At 42.4% G+C, this 15,508-nt stretch carries 12 protein-coding genes; 6 read left to right on the top strand and 6 right to left on the bottom strand.

Going from position 1 to position 15,508, the window contains the following annotated elements:
- Positions 1 to 173: 173 nt before the first annotated feature.
- Both FTU22_RS01340 and FTU22_RS01335 read right to left on the bottom strand, forming a co-directional pair.
- Positions 174 to 2,306: a 3-hydroxyacyl-CoA dehydrogenase NAD-binding domain-containing protein gene (locus tag FTU22_RS01340; RefSeq protein WP_180092524.1), complete on the bottom strand. Its 2,133-nt coding sequence runs from the start codon at positions 2,304 to 2,306 to the stop codon at positions 174 to 176.
- Between the two features lie 11 nt (positions 2,307 to 2,317).
- The gene (locus tag FTU22_RS01335; RefSeq protein WP_180092521.1) at positions 2,318 to 3,523 is read right to left on the bottom strand and encodes an acetyl-CoA C-acetyltransferase; all 1,206 of its coding nucleotides are present in this window, start codon (positions 3,521 to 3,523) and stop codon (positions 2,318 to 2,320) included.
- Positions 3,524 to 3,729: 206 nt separating this feature from the next.
- Between FTU22_RS01335 and FTU22_RS01330 the strand changes: the two genes are divergently transcribed.
- Complete coding sequence (locus FTU22_RS01330) at positions 3,730 to 3,999, top strand: hypothetical protein (protein WP_180092518.1); 270 nt, start codon at positions 3,730 to 3,732, stop codon at positions 3,997 to 3,999.
- Positions 4,000 to 4,049: 50 nt separating this feature from the next.
- On the opposite strand, the gene FTU22_RS01325 is transcribed toward FTU22_RS01330, so the two are convergent.
- A complete protein-coding gene (locus FTU22_RS01325) occupies positions 4,050 to 5,060 on the bottom strand; it encodes an AraC family transcriptional regulator (RefSeq protein WP_180005120.1) in 1,011 nt (336 codons plus the stop codon).
- 210 nt (positions 5,061 to 5,270) lie between these two features.
- Between FTU22_RS01325 and FTU22_RS01320 the strand changes: the two genes are divergently transcribed.
- The 5 genes from FTU22_RS01320 to FTU22_RS01300 all read left to right on the top strand — a co-directional run bounded on the left by FTU22_RS01320 (position 5,271) and on the right by FTU22_RS01300 (position 12,810).
- Positions 5,271 to 6,392 carry a CaiB/BaiF CoA-transferase family protein gene (locus FTU22_RS01320; RefSeq protein WP_180092515.1) on the top strand — a complete coding sequence of 374 codons (1,122 nt, stop codon included), beginning with the start codon at positions 5,271 to 5,273 and terminating at the stop codon, positions 6,390 to 6,392.
- Between the two features lie 216 nt (positions 6,393 to 6,608).
- On the top strand, positions 6,609 to 7,847 hold the full coding sequence (locus FTU22_RS01315) for a carbohydrate porin (RefSeq protein ID WP_257225863.1): 1,239 nt from the start codon (positions 6,609 to 6,611) through the stop codon (positions 7,845 to 7,847).
- 170 nt (positions 7,848 to 8,017) lie between these two features.
- The gene (locus tag FTU22_RS01310; protein ID WP_180085419.1) at positions 8,018 to 10,423 is read left to right on the top strand and encodes a glucose/quinate/shikimate family membrane-bound PQQ-dependent dehydrogenase; all 2,406 of its coding nucleotides are present in this window, start codon (positions 8,018 to 8,020) and stop codon (positions 10,421 to 10,423) included.
- 265 nt (positions 10,424 to 10,688) lie between these two features.
- Positions 10,689 to 12,332, top strand: a complete 1,644-nt coding sequence (locus FTU22_RS01305) for a nitrite/sulfite reductase (RefSeq protein ID WP_078194255.1) — start codon at positions 10,689 to 10,691, stop codon at positions 12,330 to 12,332.
- Positions 12,325 to 12,810: a DUF934 domain-containing protein gene (locus FTU22_RS01300; RefSeq protein WP_180025006.1), complete on the top strand. Its 486-nt coding sequence runs from the start codon at positions 12,325 to 12,327 to the stop codon at positions 12,808 to 12,810. Before FTU22_RS01305 ends, FTU22_RS01300 begins: the two co-directional genes overlap by 8 nt.
- Positions 12,811 to 12,881: 71 nt before the next feature.
- Here FTU22_RS01300 and FTU22_RS01295 read toward each other — a convergent pair whose 3' ends face one another.
- From FTU22_RS01295 to FTU22_RS01285, 3 genes are all read right to left on the bottom strand, one after another.
- Positions 12,882 to 13,331 carry a VOC family protein gene (locus tag FTU22_RS01295; protein ID WP_180092509.1) on the bottom strand — a complete coding sequence of 150 codons (450 nt, stop codon included), beginning with the start codon at positions 13,329 to 13,331 and terminating at the stop codon, positions 12,882 to 12,884.
- 207 nt (positions 13,332 to 13,538) lie between these two features.
- Positions 13,539 to 14,714: an acetyl-CoA C-acyltransferase gene (locus FTU22_RS01290; protein ID WP_180092506.1), complete on the bottom strand. Its 1,176-nt coding sequence runs from the start codon at positions 14,712 to 14,714 to the stop codon at positions 13,539 to 13,541.
- 113 nt (positions 14,715 to 14,827) lie between these two features.
- A complete protein-coding gene (locus FTU22_RS01285; RefSeq protein ID WP_180025009.1) occupies positions 14,828 to 15,349 on the bottom strand; it encodes a GspH/FimT family pseudopilin in 522 nt (173 codons plus the stop codon).
- Between the last annotated feature and the right edge of the window lie 159 nt (positions 15,350 to 15,508).

Below are 15,508 nucleotides of genomic sequence, written 5' to 3'. Positions count from 1 at the left end.
CAATCGGATAAAAAGAAATCAAAAAACTTGTTACTTTATAACATAAAACTGATGAGAGTTCGCGTAAATTCTAGGCTTGTTTGCAAACACGCGACTGACAAGGAAAATAAAAAGGAGCCGAAGCTCCTTTTGATGTGATTGAACAGCAAAATTTGCATGCTCAAAATGAATAATTAAATCTGCTCAGCTTTCGCTACTTTGTCTTTCAGCAATTGCGGTGCTTTGAAGCGTTCGCCATATTTTGCTTCTAGTGTATTGGCACGTAATAGCGCTTTTTCCAAACCATATTGGTTTAAAAATTGAAGTGCACCACCTGTCCAAGGGGCAAAACCAATCCCGAAGATTGAACCGACATTGCCATCGACTGTCGACTGCAAAACGCCTTCTTCTAGGCAGCGTAAGGTATCGAGTGACTGTACAAACAGGAAGCGGTCAATCATTTCCTGTTCAGAAATAGCATTATCTTTCTGCCATTTGCTCAAGCCATCCCAGAGATGCTTTTTACCGCCTTCAGGATATTCATAAAAACCTGCGCCGGCAGCTTTACCTTTACGTCCGAACTCATGAATCATTGTCTGAATCACCTCATCCGCACCTGAGCGAGGCAGGTCTTTGCCTTCGGTTTGTAGGGCTTTACGTGTTTCATTTGCAACATGCTCAGAGAGTGTTAAAGACACTTCATCTTGAATCGCCAATGGGCCTACAGGCATGCCAGCTTTTAGCGCTGCCATTTCAATGCGGGCAGGGTGTATGCCTTCAGAAAGCAGACGTAAACCTTCTTGCACAAAGGTGCCAAAGACACGGCTGGTAAAGAAGCCACGGCTGTCATTCACCACAATTGGTGTTTTGCCAATTTGCTGTACATAGTCATAGGCTTTGGCTAAGGTTTCAGCCGATGTGTTTTTACCTTTAATAATTTCCACCAATTGCATTTTGTCGACAGGACTAAAGAAATGTAGACCGATAAATTTAGCTTGATCTTGAGATGCATTGGCCAAGCCTGAAATCGGCAAGGTTGAGGTGTTGGATGCAAAAATACCGCCATCTGCCAAATAGGCTTCTGCTTCTTGTGTCACTTTGGTTTTGAGTTCGACATTTTCAAATACCGCTTCAATGATCAAGTCGCAGCCTTGTAAGTCGGCAGCATCTGCAGTGGCATGAATCAGTCCTAAAACTTGATCACGTTTTTCTGCACTTAAACGGCCTTGAGATACTTTTTTATCCAGCAGTTTTTGGCTATAGGCTTTGCCTTTTTCAGCAGCTTCAACAGAAACATCTTTGAGTACAACTGCAATGCCTTTTGATGCTGTGGCATAAGCGATGCCTGCACCCATCATGCCTGCACCTAAAATACCAACTTTGGTGGCTTGCCATTTCGCGACGTCTTTTGGACGGCTTGCACCAGACTTAATAGCGTTGAGACCATGCCAGAAGGTGCCGATCATATTTTTAGAAATTTGACCGGTTGCAAGGTAAGTAAAGTAACGTGATTCAATGGTGAGCGCTGTATCAACATCGACCTGAGCGCCTTCAACTGCAGCCGACATAATGGCTTCAGGCGCAGGGTAACAGCCCTTGGTTTTGTCACGTAGCATAGCGGGGGCAATGGCGAGCATTTGCGCCACAGCAGGAGTCGATGGCGTCCCGTCCGGAATTTTATAGCCTTTTACATCAAAGGGCTGCTGTGATTTTGGATTGGCTTTCACCCACGCAATGGCTTTTTCCATCAAGTCTTCAAGGCTATCTGCAGTGTCTTGAATCAGCCCCAATGATTTGGCTTTTTCGACACCAATTTGTTTGCCTTCCATCAAGAGCGGAAATGCATTTTGCAGACCCAATAAACGTACCATACGAACAATACCGCCACCACCCGGCAGTAAACCTAAGGTTACTTCAGGTAAGCCAAATTTCGCTTTAGCATCATTAAGGGCGATTCGATAATGACAGCCAAGAGCTAACTCCCAGCCACCGCCAAGCGCTGTACCATTTAAGGCTGCTACAACAGGAATGCCACGGGTTTCGATATAACGCAGTTTGGCTTTCATCTCTTCAATCATATTGAAGAATTCTGTCGCATGCTCAGGTGTAGCTTGAATCAGTTCGTCTAAGTCACCGCCGGCAAAGAAGGTTTTTTTTGCGGAACGAAAAATAATCCCTGCAATATTTTCATCTGCTTGCAGTTTGTCTACCGTTTCAGCCAGTGCCGTGCGGAAGTCTGCATTCATGGTGTTGGCAGATTGGTTTGGAGAATCTAAAGTTAAAATGACGATATTGTCGGCATTTTTTTCAAATTGAATTGCGCTCATTTTTATTCTCCTTATACCAACTCAATAATCGTTGCGATGCCCATACCGCCACCCACGCAAAGTGTTGCTAAGCCGCGTTTTTTACCTTGGCGTTCTAGTTCATCCATCAGGGTGCCTAAAATCATGGCGCCTGTTGCACCCAGCGGATGTCCTAATGCAATTGCACCGCCATTCACATTGACTTTGGTAGGATCAACCTTGAGTTCGGTAATAAAACGCATCACGACTGCTGCAAAAGCTTCGTTCACTTCAAATAGGTCAATATCATCAATGGTTAAGCCAGCTTTAGCTAAGGCTTTACGTGCAGCAGGTGCAGGGCCAGTCAGCATAATGGTTGGGTCTGCACCCACCAATGCAGTGGCAAGCACTTTGGCACGCGGTTTTAGGCCTTGTTCTTTGATCGCTTTTTCAGAGGCAAGCAATACTACGGCAGCACCATCAACGATGCCCGATGAGTTCCCTGCATGGTGTACATGGTTGACTGCGCCGACTTCAGGATATTTTTGCAAGGCAATGGCATCAAAGCCCATTTGCCCCATCATGGCAAAACTTGGGTTGAGCTTGCCTAAGCCTTCTGCTGTGGTCGTTGGTTTAATAAATTCATCTTTGGCTAAAACTGTCACGCCTGCTTTGTCTTTAACAGGAACGACAGATTGGTCAAAATAACCATTGGCTTGAGCTGCGGCTGCTTTTTGCTGAGAGTTGGCTGCAAAGGCATCCACATCTGCTCGGCTGTAACCGTCAATGGTGGCAATTAAATCGGCTCCAATGCCTTGTGGAATAAAGTCACAGGCCATATTGGTTTCAGGGTCAAGCGCCCAAGGGCCGCCGTCACTGCCCATGGGCACACGAGACATCGACTCTACACCGCCAGCCACCACCAGATCTTCCCAGCCAGAACGCACCTTTTGTGCAGCCATATTTACGGCTTCCAAACCTGATGCACAAAAACGGTTGATTTGTACGCCTGCCACATCATTGTCCCAACCTGCTGCAATGGCTGCGGTTTTTGCAATGTCTGCACCTTGGTCACCAATGGGGGTCACGCAGCCCAGTATAATGTCATCAACTGCCGCGGTGTCAAACTGATGGCGGTTTTGTAATTCGTTCAATAAACCGGTCAGTAGGCTAATCGGTTTAACGGCATGTAGTGAACCGTCTTTTTTTCCTTTGCCGCGCGGTGTGCGAATGGCATCAATGATGTAAGCCTCGCTCATAATCCTGTCCCTATGATCTATAAATTTTTATTGGTTTTTTGAGTGTACGGATTAATCAACCTAGTGCAATGATGAGAACGGGCGAGTCGTTTGATATTTTTGGTCAACGCTTGCTGCTGAATAAGATAAAAATCAACCTGCATATTGAAAGCGAGGATCGGTTAAGATCAGTTGCTATCGATTCAGTACATATTGAAGATCTGCTTATGCATAAAAATGTGAAGCGAGTGTTGAAAGGTCTGGCTTGGTTAGTACTAGTAGGCTGCTTAGGTTTTGTATGCTTGATCGGTTTTTATATTTATATGATCTATGGCATTCATCCCTCAGATGAGGGGACGGGCGGTTTAGCCTGTGAGTATGATCGAAATGATCATGTGACCAAGGCAGAAATGTATCGGATACAGGATGGCAAACGCGTGATCACGCCCGTCGATCCATTGCTTTGTCAAAAACAACGTGCAGATTTTCCGAAATAAAAAAACCTGATCGAGATCAGGTTTTAGAGAATGCTATTTTTGAATATTGCTTAGTGATAACCATGTAATTGGCGATATAGGCCTGGTGTTACACCGGTCCACTTTTTAAATGCACGGTGGAAAGTACTGGTTTCACTAAAACCGACTTGCTGTGCAACATCTTCAAGCGTTAAGTCTGGATTAAGCAATAAGTGAATTGCAGCATCACGACGTAAGGCATCTTTCACACCTTGGTAGCTCTTACCTTCAGCGGCTAAACGACGACGTAGTGTTTGCGGCGATAGATACAGCATTGAAGCAACATCGTTCAAGGTTGGCATTTCTTCGCCAATTTGACTCTTCAGCACATCACGGATACGAGATGTTAATGAATTGGTATTTTTAAATTTAACCAATAACTGTGCAGGAGCCGCTTTTAAGAATTCTTCAAGCGTTTCTTCGTTTTGACGAATTGGTAAATCTAAATAATCCGCTGCAAATGTAATTTCAGTTCGTGGTGTATCAAACTGCATGACAGGTGCAAAAAACAAGGCATCATATTCGTCAGCATGTTCAGGACGTTCATAACCGAAGTGAACACGCTCTAAAGGCAGACGACGTTCAATCAACCAAGAAGCGAGACCATGCCAAATCATCAGCATACTTTCTGTAATGAAATGGTCTGGGTCCATAGATTTTGGAATTTGAGGAACTAAACGTGCTTCGTGCTTATCACGTTCTAGTGTCACCGACCATTCATCACCAAACAGTTTGTAGAACTGCGAAGACAATTCGAGTGCATCACCGAGGGTTTTTGCATGAATAATCAATTGGCACATAATGGCAAAAGTACCCAAGCGGCGCGGTTGAATATCAAAACCGACATGTTCGTCTTGAGTCACCATCCACAACATTTTAATAAAACGTGTGTATTGTTCAGGTGAAATACGCGCTTTGGGTTGGCGTAGAAGTTCAGCCTCAATGCCAACATGAGACAGTAAAGTTTCGACATCCATGCCGAGACGTCTCACACCAGTTAAGGCTGCGTTGACGAAATGGATACTGATCGTATCACGACTCATGTTTAATCCTTCAGTCTCTTTAATGTTCACAAATGTTTGACCTAAATGACGCTAAAAAAAGAAAGCATGGCAATTTACAACAGCGGTTTTGCCATTTTTACATGGTAAATTGCCGAAACTATCAAGGTAAATGGCTGAACATGACATTGTTTTAATCATTTTATATTTCTACCATGGATAAAAAATCTACACAATTAGAGAAAAATATCCATGGAAGCTGCTTTAAAAGGATTGAAAGTACTCGACTTTTCGACATTACTCCCAGGGCCATTTGCGACCTTGTATTTGGCTGACATGGGTGCGGAAGTTGTGCATATTGAGTCACCGACGCGTCCCGATCTAGTTCGTTTGATGCCACCTTATGCCAATGGGCAAGCCACAGCGCATAGTTATTTAAATCGCAATAAACAATCCATCGCATTAGATTTAAAAGATCCGAAAAGTATTGAATTGATCAAAGCCAAAATTTCAGATTTTGATATTGTGGTAGAACAATTTCGTCCAGGTGTCATGCAACGCTTGGGTTTGGATTATGCAGTTTTGGCCGAAATTAATCCGCGACTTATTTACTGCTCGATTACGGGTTATGGTCAAACCGGACATTACAAAGACCGCGCAGGGCATGACATCAATTACTTGGCTTTATCAGGCATTTCAGGTCATAGCGGACGCCAAGATAGTGGCCCGCCACCGATGGGGATTCAAATCGCCGATGTAGCAGGTGGATCAATGCATGCAATTACTGGCATCTTAGCTGCGGTGATTGAGCGTTACCGTAGCGGTTTAGGACAATATATTGATATTTCCATGACCGATTGCGCTGTCGCATTGAACAATATGGCTGCAGCTGGCGTATTGGCTGCCAATGCTGTAACAGCCGCAGAAACTGCACATCTGAATGGCGGAAGTTTCTATGACTATTATCGAACCCAAGATGGTCGTTATCTGTCTATAGGTGGTTTGGAGCCACAGTTTTTACATGGATTGGCGCAAATTCTAGATTTACCCGCTTTAGCGACGCAAGGCATGTCATTTGATCCACAAGATCAGACTGAAATTAAGCATGCAATTGCCAGCAAGATACTGACCAAAACATGGGCTGAGTGGAAAAAGATTTTTGCCTCTCAAGATGTCTGTGTGGAACCAGTTTTAAGTTTGGACGAAGCTCTAAATTCACAATTGGCCCAAGAGCGGCATTGGTGTGTTGAAGTTCCGCTACAAGAAGGCGACACAATGACACAAACTCAACTGGCATGTCCGATTAAATTTTCTAGATCAGCATTGATTTATACCCATGTGGGTAAAACTTTAGGTGCGGATAATTGGTTATGAACGGTATAAAAAAAGGTGATAAGTTAAACAATAAAACCTTTAAAATCTCTTAATTAGATAAACATCTATGTAAATATTGAGAGTTGTTAACAAAAAAATAAATAAATTATACAAATGTGAGAGTATTATATGAACTATTAACACAATTGGTATATAGGTCTCCAAATGAAAATAGCTGTGAGTAAACTTGGATCTTTATATCTTAGCCTCGGAATAATGCTTGCGGGTTCAGCAACCCAAGCGGCAACTACTGCAGATGCTTTCAGTTCTGAAAGCCCATGGATGTTCGGTGATTGGAACGGTCAACGAACAGCTCTCCAACAGAAAGGTTACGATTTTAGTTTTAGTTATGGTGGCGAATTAGCCACTTTGTTAGATGCAAGGCATGCTTCTGGTCATGGCACTGAATATGCGGACCAATTCGCGATCGGGGCACATCTCGATTTAGAAAAAATTGCGGGTTGGAAAGATACCGAAGCGCAAATCAATATCACTGAACGTAATGGTCGTTCATTGTCTCAAACTTCAGATGCATTAAATGGTCATTTAAGTGCAACACAAGAAGTGTGGGGTCGTGGTCAAACTTGGCGTTTGACTGATTTTTGGATCAAGAAAAAATTCTTAGACCAAAAATTAGATATTAAAGTCGGTCGTTTTGGTGAAGGTGAAGATTTCAACAGCTTTGACTGTGACTTTCAAAACTTAGCACTTTGTGGTTCACAAGTGGGTAACTGGGTCGGTGACCAATGGTACAACTGGCCAGTCAGCCAATGGGCTGCTCGCGTGAAATATAACATTCAGCCTGAACTCTACGCACAAGTCGGGGTTTATGAATACAACCCTAAAAATCTAAAACGTGGTAAAGGTTGGAACTTGAGTACTGATGGTTCTAAAGGTGCGATTATTCCTGCTGAAGTGGTGTGGACTCCAAAAGTGGGGACACAAAAGCTACCGGGTGAATACCGTGCAGGTTACTACTACAGTACCGCTGATGCCGATGTCATTGATAGCCCAGTAAATGAAAAAGATCACCATCAAGGTGGTTGGATTGTGGCGAAACAACAACTGACAGCACACAAAGACGATGCTTCACGTGGCTTAAGCGGTTTTGTGAATGTCACCGTGCATGACTCAGACACCAACAATGTGAGTGATATGCAAAACATTGGCTTGGTCTACAAAGGTGCATTCGATGCACGTCCTCAGGATGAAATTGCGATTGGTTTGGGTCGTATCAGTATCAATGATGATGTGAATGATGCCAATATTGCCAATAACAGCGTTGATGCACGCGGTCTACAAAGTGAAGAGTATGACGCAGAAATTTACTACGGTATTCATGCAGCAAACTGGCTGACTATTCGTCCAAATATTCAATATATCCGTCACGTCGGTGCTTACAAAAATGGTGAGAATGCGTGGGTCGGCGGTATCAAATTTCAAACAGCATTTTAATTGATGTCAAATTAGAGTTCTTATAAAAGCAATTCGGTAATTCTGAGAAAAATTACGATATTTCCTCTTGAATTGTTTTTGTAACAACTTCTCTTTGCGACATAAAAACGGTGGTGTGTTGAATGTGTTTCACGCACCAAATACAACATTCGACAATAGAGGTGGTCAACATGAGCAACCCATCTACCGGAACTGGGATGCGAACATTTACCGTCGTTGTGATGGCAATTTTCGCCTTGGTTCTATTGATTGGTGGTATCTGGCTGGCAGTCCTTGGCGGTTCTTGGTACTACATTATCGCCGGCCTGTTAATGCTGGCTTCAGCAATATACTTAAGAAAAATTCAAAACAGTTCTTTATACATTTATGCAGCGTTGATGCTGGGTACAGTGATTTGGGGACTTTGGGAGGCAGGGTCTGACTTTTGGGCACTTGCACCGCGTTTTGATATTTTAGGCTTATTGGGCCTTTGGTTACTGATTCCTGCCGTGACACGCGGTATGGAAAATGGCAAAACTGCGAAAATTACATTATCAGGCACACTGGTGATTGCGATTATCGTGATGATCTATTCAATTTTTAATGATCCGCAAGAAATTCACGGTGAAATTAAAAATGCACAACCTCAAACAGCCAAAGCGATTGAGGGTATTGCTCCTGAAGATTGGCCTGCCTATGGTCGTACACAAGGTGGTGTACGTTATTCTCCACTCACCCAAATCAATAGCGACAACGTTAAAGATTTAGAAGTAGCATGGACTTTCCGTACAGGTGAGTTACCAACAGAAAATGACTCAGGTGAAACCACAAACCAAGTCACTCCGATTAAAGTCGGCAATGACATGTTTATGTGTACAACTCACCAACGTTTAATTGCACTTGATCCTGCGACAGGTAAACAAAAATGGGCATTCGATCCTAAGCTTAAAGCGGACAATACCTATCAACATTTAACATGTCGTGGTGTGTCTTATTTTGACGCTGCAAATACCACTCAGTTTGCAAAAAGCTTAGAGAACAAACGCTCGACTTCTACTGAATGTCCGCGCAAAGTGATCTTGCCTGTAAATGATGGTCGTTTGGTTGCAGTCAATGCTGACACAGGTAAAGCATGTAGTGATTTTGGTCATAACGGCGAAGTCGATCTACAAAAAGATATGCCTTATCCGTATCCGGGCGGTTATATCCCAACTTCACCTCCAGTGGTTACTGGCACAACCATTGTGATTGGCGGTTCAACTACCGATAACTTCTCGACTAAAGAGCCATCTGGTGTCATCCGTGGTTATGATGTCAATACCGGTGAATTATTGTGGATCTTTGATACAGGGGCGGAAGATCCAAATGCCATGCCAGGCGAAGGTCAAAAATACTCTGTAGCCTCACCGAATGCATGGGCACCTTTAGCATATGACGAAAAACTTGACATCGTTTATGTGCCAACAGGTGTAGGCACACCAGACATTTTTGGTGGTCACCGTACGCCATTAGATGAACGCTATGCAAACTCAATGTTGGCATTAAATGCATCAACAGGTAAATTAATTTGGAATTTCCAAACCACACATCATGATTTGTGGGATATGGATGTACCATCACAACCTTCATTGGCAGATATCAAAGATAAATCAGGTAATACTGTTCCTGCGATCTATGTCTTAACCAAAACAGGTAATGCATTCGTCCTTGACCGTCGTACTGGTAAAGCGATTGTGCCAATCACCGAAAAAGCGGTTCCACAAACTGTAAAACGTGGTCCACAAACTAAAGGTGAGCATTATTCTGCAACTCAACCGTTCTCTGATTTTGATTTAGCACCAAAAGATAAATTGACTGATAAACAAATGTGGGGTGCCACTATGTTTGATCAGTTGATGTGTCGTGTGTATTTCAAATCATTAAACTACGACGGTATTTATACACCACCTTCTGAAAATGGCACATTGGTATTCCCAGGTAATCTTGGGGTATTCGAATGGGGTGGTATGTCGGTGAACCAAGACCGTCAAGTTGCTGTGATGAACCCAATTGGCTTGCCATTTGTCACTAAGTTGATTCCTACAGATCCAAACCGTGAGCAAACTGCGAAAGGTGCGGGTACTGAACAAGGCGTGCAACCGATGTATGGCGTACCTTATGGTGTGGAAATCAAAGCCTTCTTGTCACCACTTGGCTTACCTTGTAAACAACCTTCATGGGGCTTTACTGCAGGTGTAGATTTAAATACACATGAAGTGGTCTGGAAAAAACGTATAGGTACAATTCGTGACAGTTTACCGAAATTGTTCCAATTACCTGCTGTGAAAATTGGTGTACCGGGTCTTGGTGGATCAATCTCGACTGCTGGTAATGTCATGTTTGTAGGCGCAACACAAGATAACTATATCCGTGCAATCAATGTAACGAATGGTGATACTTTGTGGGAAGGTCGTCTACCAGCAGGTGGTCAAGCGACTCCAATGACTTATGAAGCAAATGGTAAACAATATGTTGTGATCATGGCTGGTGGTCATGGTTCATTTGGTACAAAACTTGGTGATTACCTTGTTGCGTATGCTTTACCAGATAAAAAATAAGTGATTTTACATCGCTAAATAAAAAGCCCGATTTATCGGGCTTTTTATTGGCTGAAATTCTTTATGTAAATTTATGCTAAGTAATGGAGAAATAATTCAATATATTAATAAATAAAAAGTAAATGACCGGAATCCGCTATATCAGTGAAATTGCGACAGTCTTATCAATAAAATCGCTATTAAATATGTAAAAAACGCATTTTCTTGATAGATAAAATCTCGTTATGCTGTGCATTGTTATAATAGAAATTACTAGCTGTACGCCATGTATTTATATACTGATTTTGACCAGCAACTGGTTAATGAACGTGTTGCACAGTTCCGTGATCAAACGGAACGTTATTTAGCAGGTAAATTGACGGAAGATGAATACCGTCCACTGCGTCTTCAAAACGGCCTTTATGTACAGCGTTATGCACCGATGCTACGTATTGCAGTACCTTATGGCCTGATGAATTCTAAACAATTACGTAAAATTGCGTCATTGGCTCAGGACTATGACCGTGGTTATGCGCACGTATCTACTCGTCAAAACATTCAGTTTAACTGGCCTGCACTAGAAAATGTGCCTGATATGTTACAAGAGCTCGCATCTGTTCAAATGCATGCGATTCAAACTTCGGGTAACTGTATTCGTAACACAACTACTGACCAATATGCAGGTGTGGTTGCGGGTGAAATTGCTGACCCACGCCCAACGTGTGAATTGATTCGTCAATGGTCAACTTTCCACCCAGAATTCGCTTTCTTGCCACGTAAGTTCAAGATTGCAGTTTCAGCACTGGAAGAAACTGATCGTGCGGCAACGTCTTTCCATGATATCGGTGTGTATATCGTGAAAAATGAAGCAGGCGAGATTGGCTATAAAATCAAAGTTGGTGGTGGTTTAGGCCGTACACCAGTGATTGGTAGCTTTATTCGTGACTTCTTGCCACGTGAAGATTTGATTGCTTATTTAGAAGCGGTACTTCGTGTATACAACTTACACGGTCGTCGTGATAACAAATATAAAGCACGTATCAAAATTTTGGTGAAAGCATTAACACCAGAAGTATTTGCAGAGAAAGTGGAAGCTGAATTTGCACATACCATCAAAACTTTAAAAATTGATGCTGATACCTTGGCGAAAATGGATGAGAACTTCACACCATTTGATTACCAAGATTATGCGGATGAAGATTTTGCAGAGCAATTTGCCGCAGAGCCGAAATTTAAACAATGGTTCAACATCAACACCAATGCACATAAAGTCAAAGGTTACCGCATCGTTACGATTTCTTTGAAACGTGCGGGTATTGCACCGGGCGATATGACTGTTGAAGAAATGAACCTGATTGCTGACTTGGCTGACAAATATACCTTTGGTGAGTTCCGTACCACACATGAGCAAAACATTGCGCTTGTGGATGTACCGCAAAAAGATTTGTTTGATCTATGGAAAATCCTTGATCAACATAATCTTGCACGTGCGCATATTGGGTTCTTAACCGACATCATTTGCTGCCCAGGTGGTGATTTCTGTTCATTGGCAAATGCGAAATCGATTCCAATTTCTGAAGCCATTACACGTCGTTTTGATGACTTAGATACCATTTACAATTTAGGTAAATTGGATCTGAACATCTCTGGTTGTATGAATGCGTGTGGTCACCACCATGTCGGTAATATCGGTATTTTAGGTGTAGATAAAAAGGGTGCTGAGTTCTATCAAATCACTTTGGGTGGTAATGCCGACCATGATGCATCAATTGGTGACATCTTAGGCCCATCATTTGCAGCCGAAGTTGTACCAGACATCATTGAAGAAATCTTAAATACTTATCTAGACCTTCGTGCTGAAGGCGAAGAGTTTATTGATACTTACCGCCGTGTTGGCATCCAACCATTTAAGGAGCGTGCATATGCTTAATACAGCACTACAAGTCCTCTCTAAAGATGGCTCGATTGCAGACAATACTTACCAAGTCATTGGTGAAGATGGTGTGTTGCCACAAGGCGACGTGGTTTTAACAGTTGAGCAGTTAGATCAACTTGCGAACGTGTCTGGTAAAAAAGCACTTTTCGTCACGGTGGATGCTTCACCTGAAACCAATGAATTCCCGCTTGATCAGTTAGATGCAATCTTTATCGAGTTTGCTGGTTTTAACGATGGTCGTGGCTATTCATTTGCTGCGTTGTTACGTCGCCAAGGTTTTCAAGGCGAGCTACGTGCAACAGGTGATGTATTCAAAGATGTGTTGAACTACATGAAGCGTTCAGGTTTCGATACTTTTGTAGTGAAAGAAGGTAAAGATATTGCTGAAGCTGCTTCAGGCTTAGGTGATTTTACCAATCCATATCAAGCTTCAACTGCAGTGCCGCAAGCGCATTATCAAACTGGTGCTTAAGTGCCATGATTGATTAAAAAAGCCTCCGTTCGGAGGCTTTTTTTATTGATCGAAATACTTTTAATGAGTGATTATTCGTTTTCAAGCTGGCAATTGACCATCAATTTAATACCGAACTGATCGGTAAATGCGCCATACAGCGCACCCCAAAAGGTCTTTTCGAGAGGCATTTCTATAGAGCCTCCTTTGGACAAGCCATCAAACAGTCGTTTGGCTTCAGCTTGTTCACTGCTGTCTAAATTAATCGAAATATAATGATTGCTGCCTAAGGTAAAGGGTTGATTGGATTGCGCACAGAATTGTTCGTTGACATCTGAGGCCATCAGCACGGTAAATTCATTGATCGGTAGGGAAATATGCATAATCTTTTGCTGATCTGCATCGGATAGTGAAATGCCTTCCTCAGCAGGCATATCACCATAACGTATCACATTGAGGAACTCTCCACCAAATACAGAACGATAAAAATTAAAGGCTGCCTCGGTATTGCCTTGAAAATTCAAGTAGTGATTGAGCTGCATGGTGGTCATCCATTTTTTATTATGTCGACATTTATTTTAAGAGCCTTGGCTGAGCTGTATGTGAACAATTTATGTCTAAAATGTAAGCATAAAAAATCCCTCTTACAGAGGGATTTTCAGTCTCCCTCCTTTATTAAAGGAGGGGTTAGGGGAAGATTAAAGAATATTCCCTCTAAATCGCCCTTTGTGAAGGGAGTCAGCAGAGGATTAAAGCAATTCAATCGCCACAGCAGTCGCTTCACCACCGCCAATACACAGCGCTGCAATACCACGTTTACCGCCTGTACGTTTTAATGCATGGATCAGCGTTAAGATAATGCGTGAACCTGTAGAACCAACAGGATGTCCAAGCGCACAAGCACCCCCGTTGATATTTACTTTTTCAGCATCTAATTTAAATTCATCAATAGGGCACATCGTGACCATGGCAAAAGCTTCATTAATTTCCCATAAATCGACATCAGCAACATTCCAACCCGATTTATCTAGAACTTTTTGAATTGCGCCTACAGGTGCAATAGTAAATTCTGAAGGATGCTGTGAATTTGATGCATAAGCCACAATTTTCGCTAGTGGATTTAAGCCCTTTGCTGATGCTTGTTCTGCTGATGTTAATACTAAAGCAGACGCACCATCAGAAATAGAACTGGCATTGGCAGCGGTAATTGTTCCATCTTTAGCAAAAGCAGGGCGCAGCGTTGGAATTTTTTCGATATTAGCGTTAAAAGGCTGTTCGTCTTTATCGATAATCACATCGCCTTTACGACTCGAAACAGTGACAGGCACGATTTCGTCAGCAAAATATCCCTCATTAATTGCAGTTTGCGCACGTTTAAGCGAGCGAATGGCGAAGTCATCCATTTGTTCACGTGTATAGCCTTTTGTGTTTGCCATATCCTGCGCAAAAGACCCCATGAGTCGGCCCGTTTCTGCATCTTCTAGGCCATCTAAGAACATATGATCTTTAACGTCACCGTGGCCCATACGGTAGCCAGCTCGTGCTTTGGTCAAAACATAAGGGGCATTGGTCATTGATTCCATACCACCTGCAACTACGACTTGAGCTGATCCTGCCTTGATCATATCCGCCGCTTGCATAACAGCTTTCATACCTGAACCACACAGCTTATTGATGGTTACGGCACCAGTTGAATCTGGAAGACCAGCCTGACGCATCGCTTGACGGGCAGGACCTTGTTTCAGGCCAGCCGGAAGCACACAACCCATAATGACTTCTTCAACATCTATCGGTTGTAAACCCGCGCGTTCGATGGCTGCTTTAATCGTAACTGCGCCTAATTCTGGTGCAGTGACAGCGGCTAAACTCCCTTGAAAACCACCCATTGCAGTACGGGCTCCATTCACGATGACGATATCAGTCATTACATATCTCCATTTTCTTATACATTAATTTTTGAATACGTCAGCAGTATAAGTAAAATTGAACAGGAATAAAGCAAATTTAAAAGGCTGCTTTGGACTCACCGGTTCTCAAATTAGCAACTGGTTGGGTTTTCAAATCGGATATGTCCCATTCGACTTAAGACTGCTCGGATCGGTTGAAGCGTTGATTTCGAACAGTAGTAGAAACTACCATTTGAACCATTGGGTAAACCGGAGCTAGCCTGAAAGGTGAGACTTGGAATGTGTAGAGTCCCACGCCAAGACAGATCGCCATATTTTAAATTGAGTTTATCTTGCAGCAATATTTTTTCATTTGCGTCGACTTGACGGTTTTTATTACTGTCAATAAATATGATCAGACCACTGTTCCAGTTGTTAGGTTGGCAAAGTTTAAAGTTAAGACTAGGACAAATCACAATATTGGAATGATAAATAGTGGCCTGAGCCCGTGCGAATGCATTGTGATTCTGAATAGTCAATTTGATGTTATTCGCTTCTCGCTGCGCCATTAAATTGTTGAAATGTGGTAAAGCTATCGTCACGATAATGACCATAATCGCAATTGAGACCAAAAGTTCAAATAACGTAAAGCCGGTTTCTTTATTGTAAAGCATTGATTTAATCCAAAATTTAATATTATTTTTATATGTCTAATGTTATATGTGTTTTTAATGGCGATATTAATTTTGAGTATAGAATTTTATTACTCAATTTTAGATAAAGCTGTTAAAATGAAAATAGCAAGTGACAATAGGCGATTCACTGCTCAAAAT

The sequence above is a fragment of the Acinetobacter sp. YH12076 genome, assembly GCF_013419525.1.
In the GTDB taxonomy this organism is placed as follows: domain Bacteria; phylum Pseudomonadota; class Gammaproteobacteria; order Pseudomonadales; family Moraxellaceae; genus Acinetobacter; species Acinetobacter amyesii.
The sequence above is the reverse complement of the archived record's forward strand: the minus strand, read 5'-3'. Positions and strand labels throughout refer to the sequence as shown.

What these genes read in the sequence shown, in the direction of transcription:
- FTU22_RS01305 (WP_078194255.1), top strand. Translation starts at nt 10,689, where the DNA reads ATGTATTTATATACTGATTTTGACCAGCAACTGGTTAATGAACGTGTT.
- FTU22_RS01290 (WP_180092506.1), bottom strand. Translation starts at nt 14,714, where the DNA reads ATGACTGATATCGTCATCGTGAATGGAGCCCGTACTGCAATGGGTGGT.
- FTU22_RS01285 (WP_180025009.1), bottom strand. Translation starts at nt 15,349, where the DNA reads ATGCTTTACAATAAAGAAACCGGCTTTACGTTATTTGAACTTTTGGTC.
- FTU22_RS01300 (WP_180025006.1), top strand. Translation starts at nt 12,325, where the DNA reads ATGCTTAATACAGCACTACAAGTCCTCTCTAAAGATGGCTCGATTGCA.
- FTU22_RS01315 (WP_257225863.1), top strand. Translation starts at nt 6,609, where the DNA reads ATGCTTGCGGGTTCAGCAACCCAAGCGGCAACTACTGCAGATGCTTTC.
- FTU22_RS01310 (WP_180085419.1), top strand. Translation starts at nt 8,018, where the DNA reads ATGAGCAACCCATCTACCGGAACTGGGATGCGAACATTTACCGTCGTT.
- FTU22_RS01340 (WP_180092524.1), bottom strand. Translation starts at nt 2,306, where the DNA reads ATGAGCGCAATTCAATTTGAAAAAAATGCCGACAATATCGTCATTTTA.
- FTU22_RS01325 (WP_180005120.1), bottom strand. Translation starts at nt 5,060, where the DNA reads ATGAGTCGTGATACGATCAGTATCCATTTCGTCAACGCAGCCTTAACT.
- FTU22_RS01295 (WP_180092509.1), bottom strand. Translation starts at nt 13,331, where the DNA reads ATGCAGCTCAATCACTACTTGAATTTTCAAGGCAATACCGAGGCAGCC.
- FTU22_RS01335 (WP_180092521.1), bottom strand. Translation starts at nt 3,523, where the DNA reads ATGAGCGAGGCTTACATCATTGATGCCATTCGCACACCGCGCGGCAAA.
- FTU22_RS01330 (WP_180092518.1), top strand. Translation starts at nt 3,730, where the DNA reads ATGCATAAAAATGTGAAGCGAGTGTTGAAAGGTCTGGCTTGGTTAGTA.
- FTU22_RS01320 (WP_180092515.1), top strand. Translation starts at nt 5,271, where the DNA reads ATGGAAGCTGCTTTAAAAGGATTGAAAGTACTCGACTTTTCGACATTA.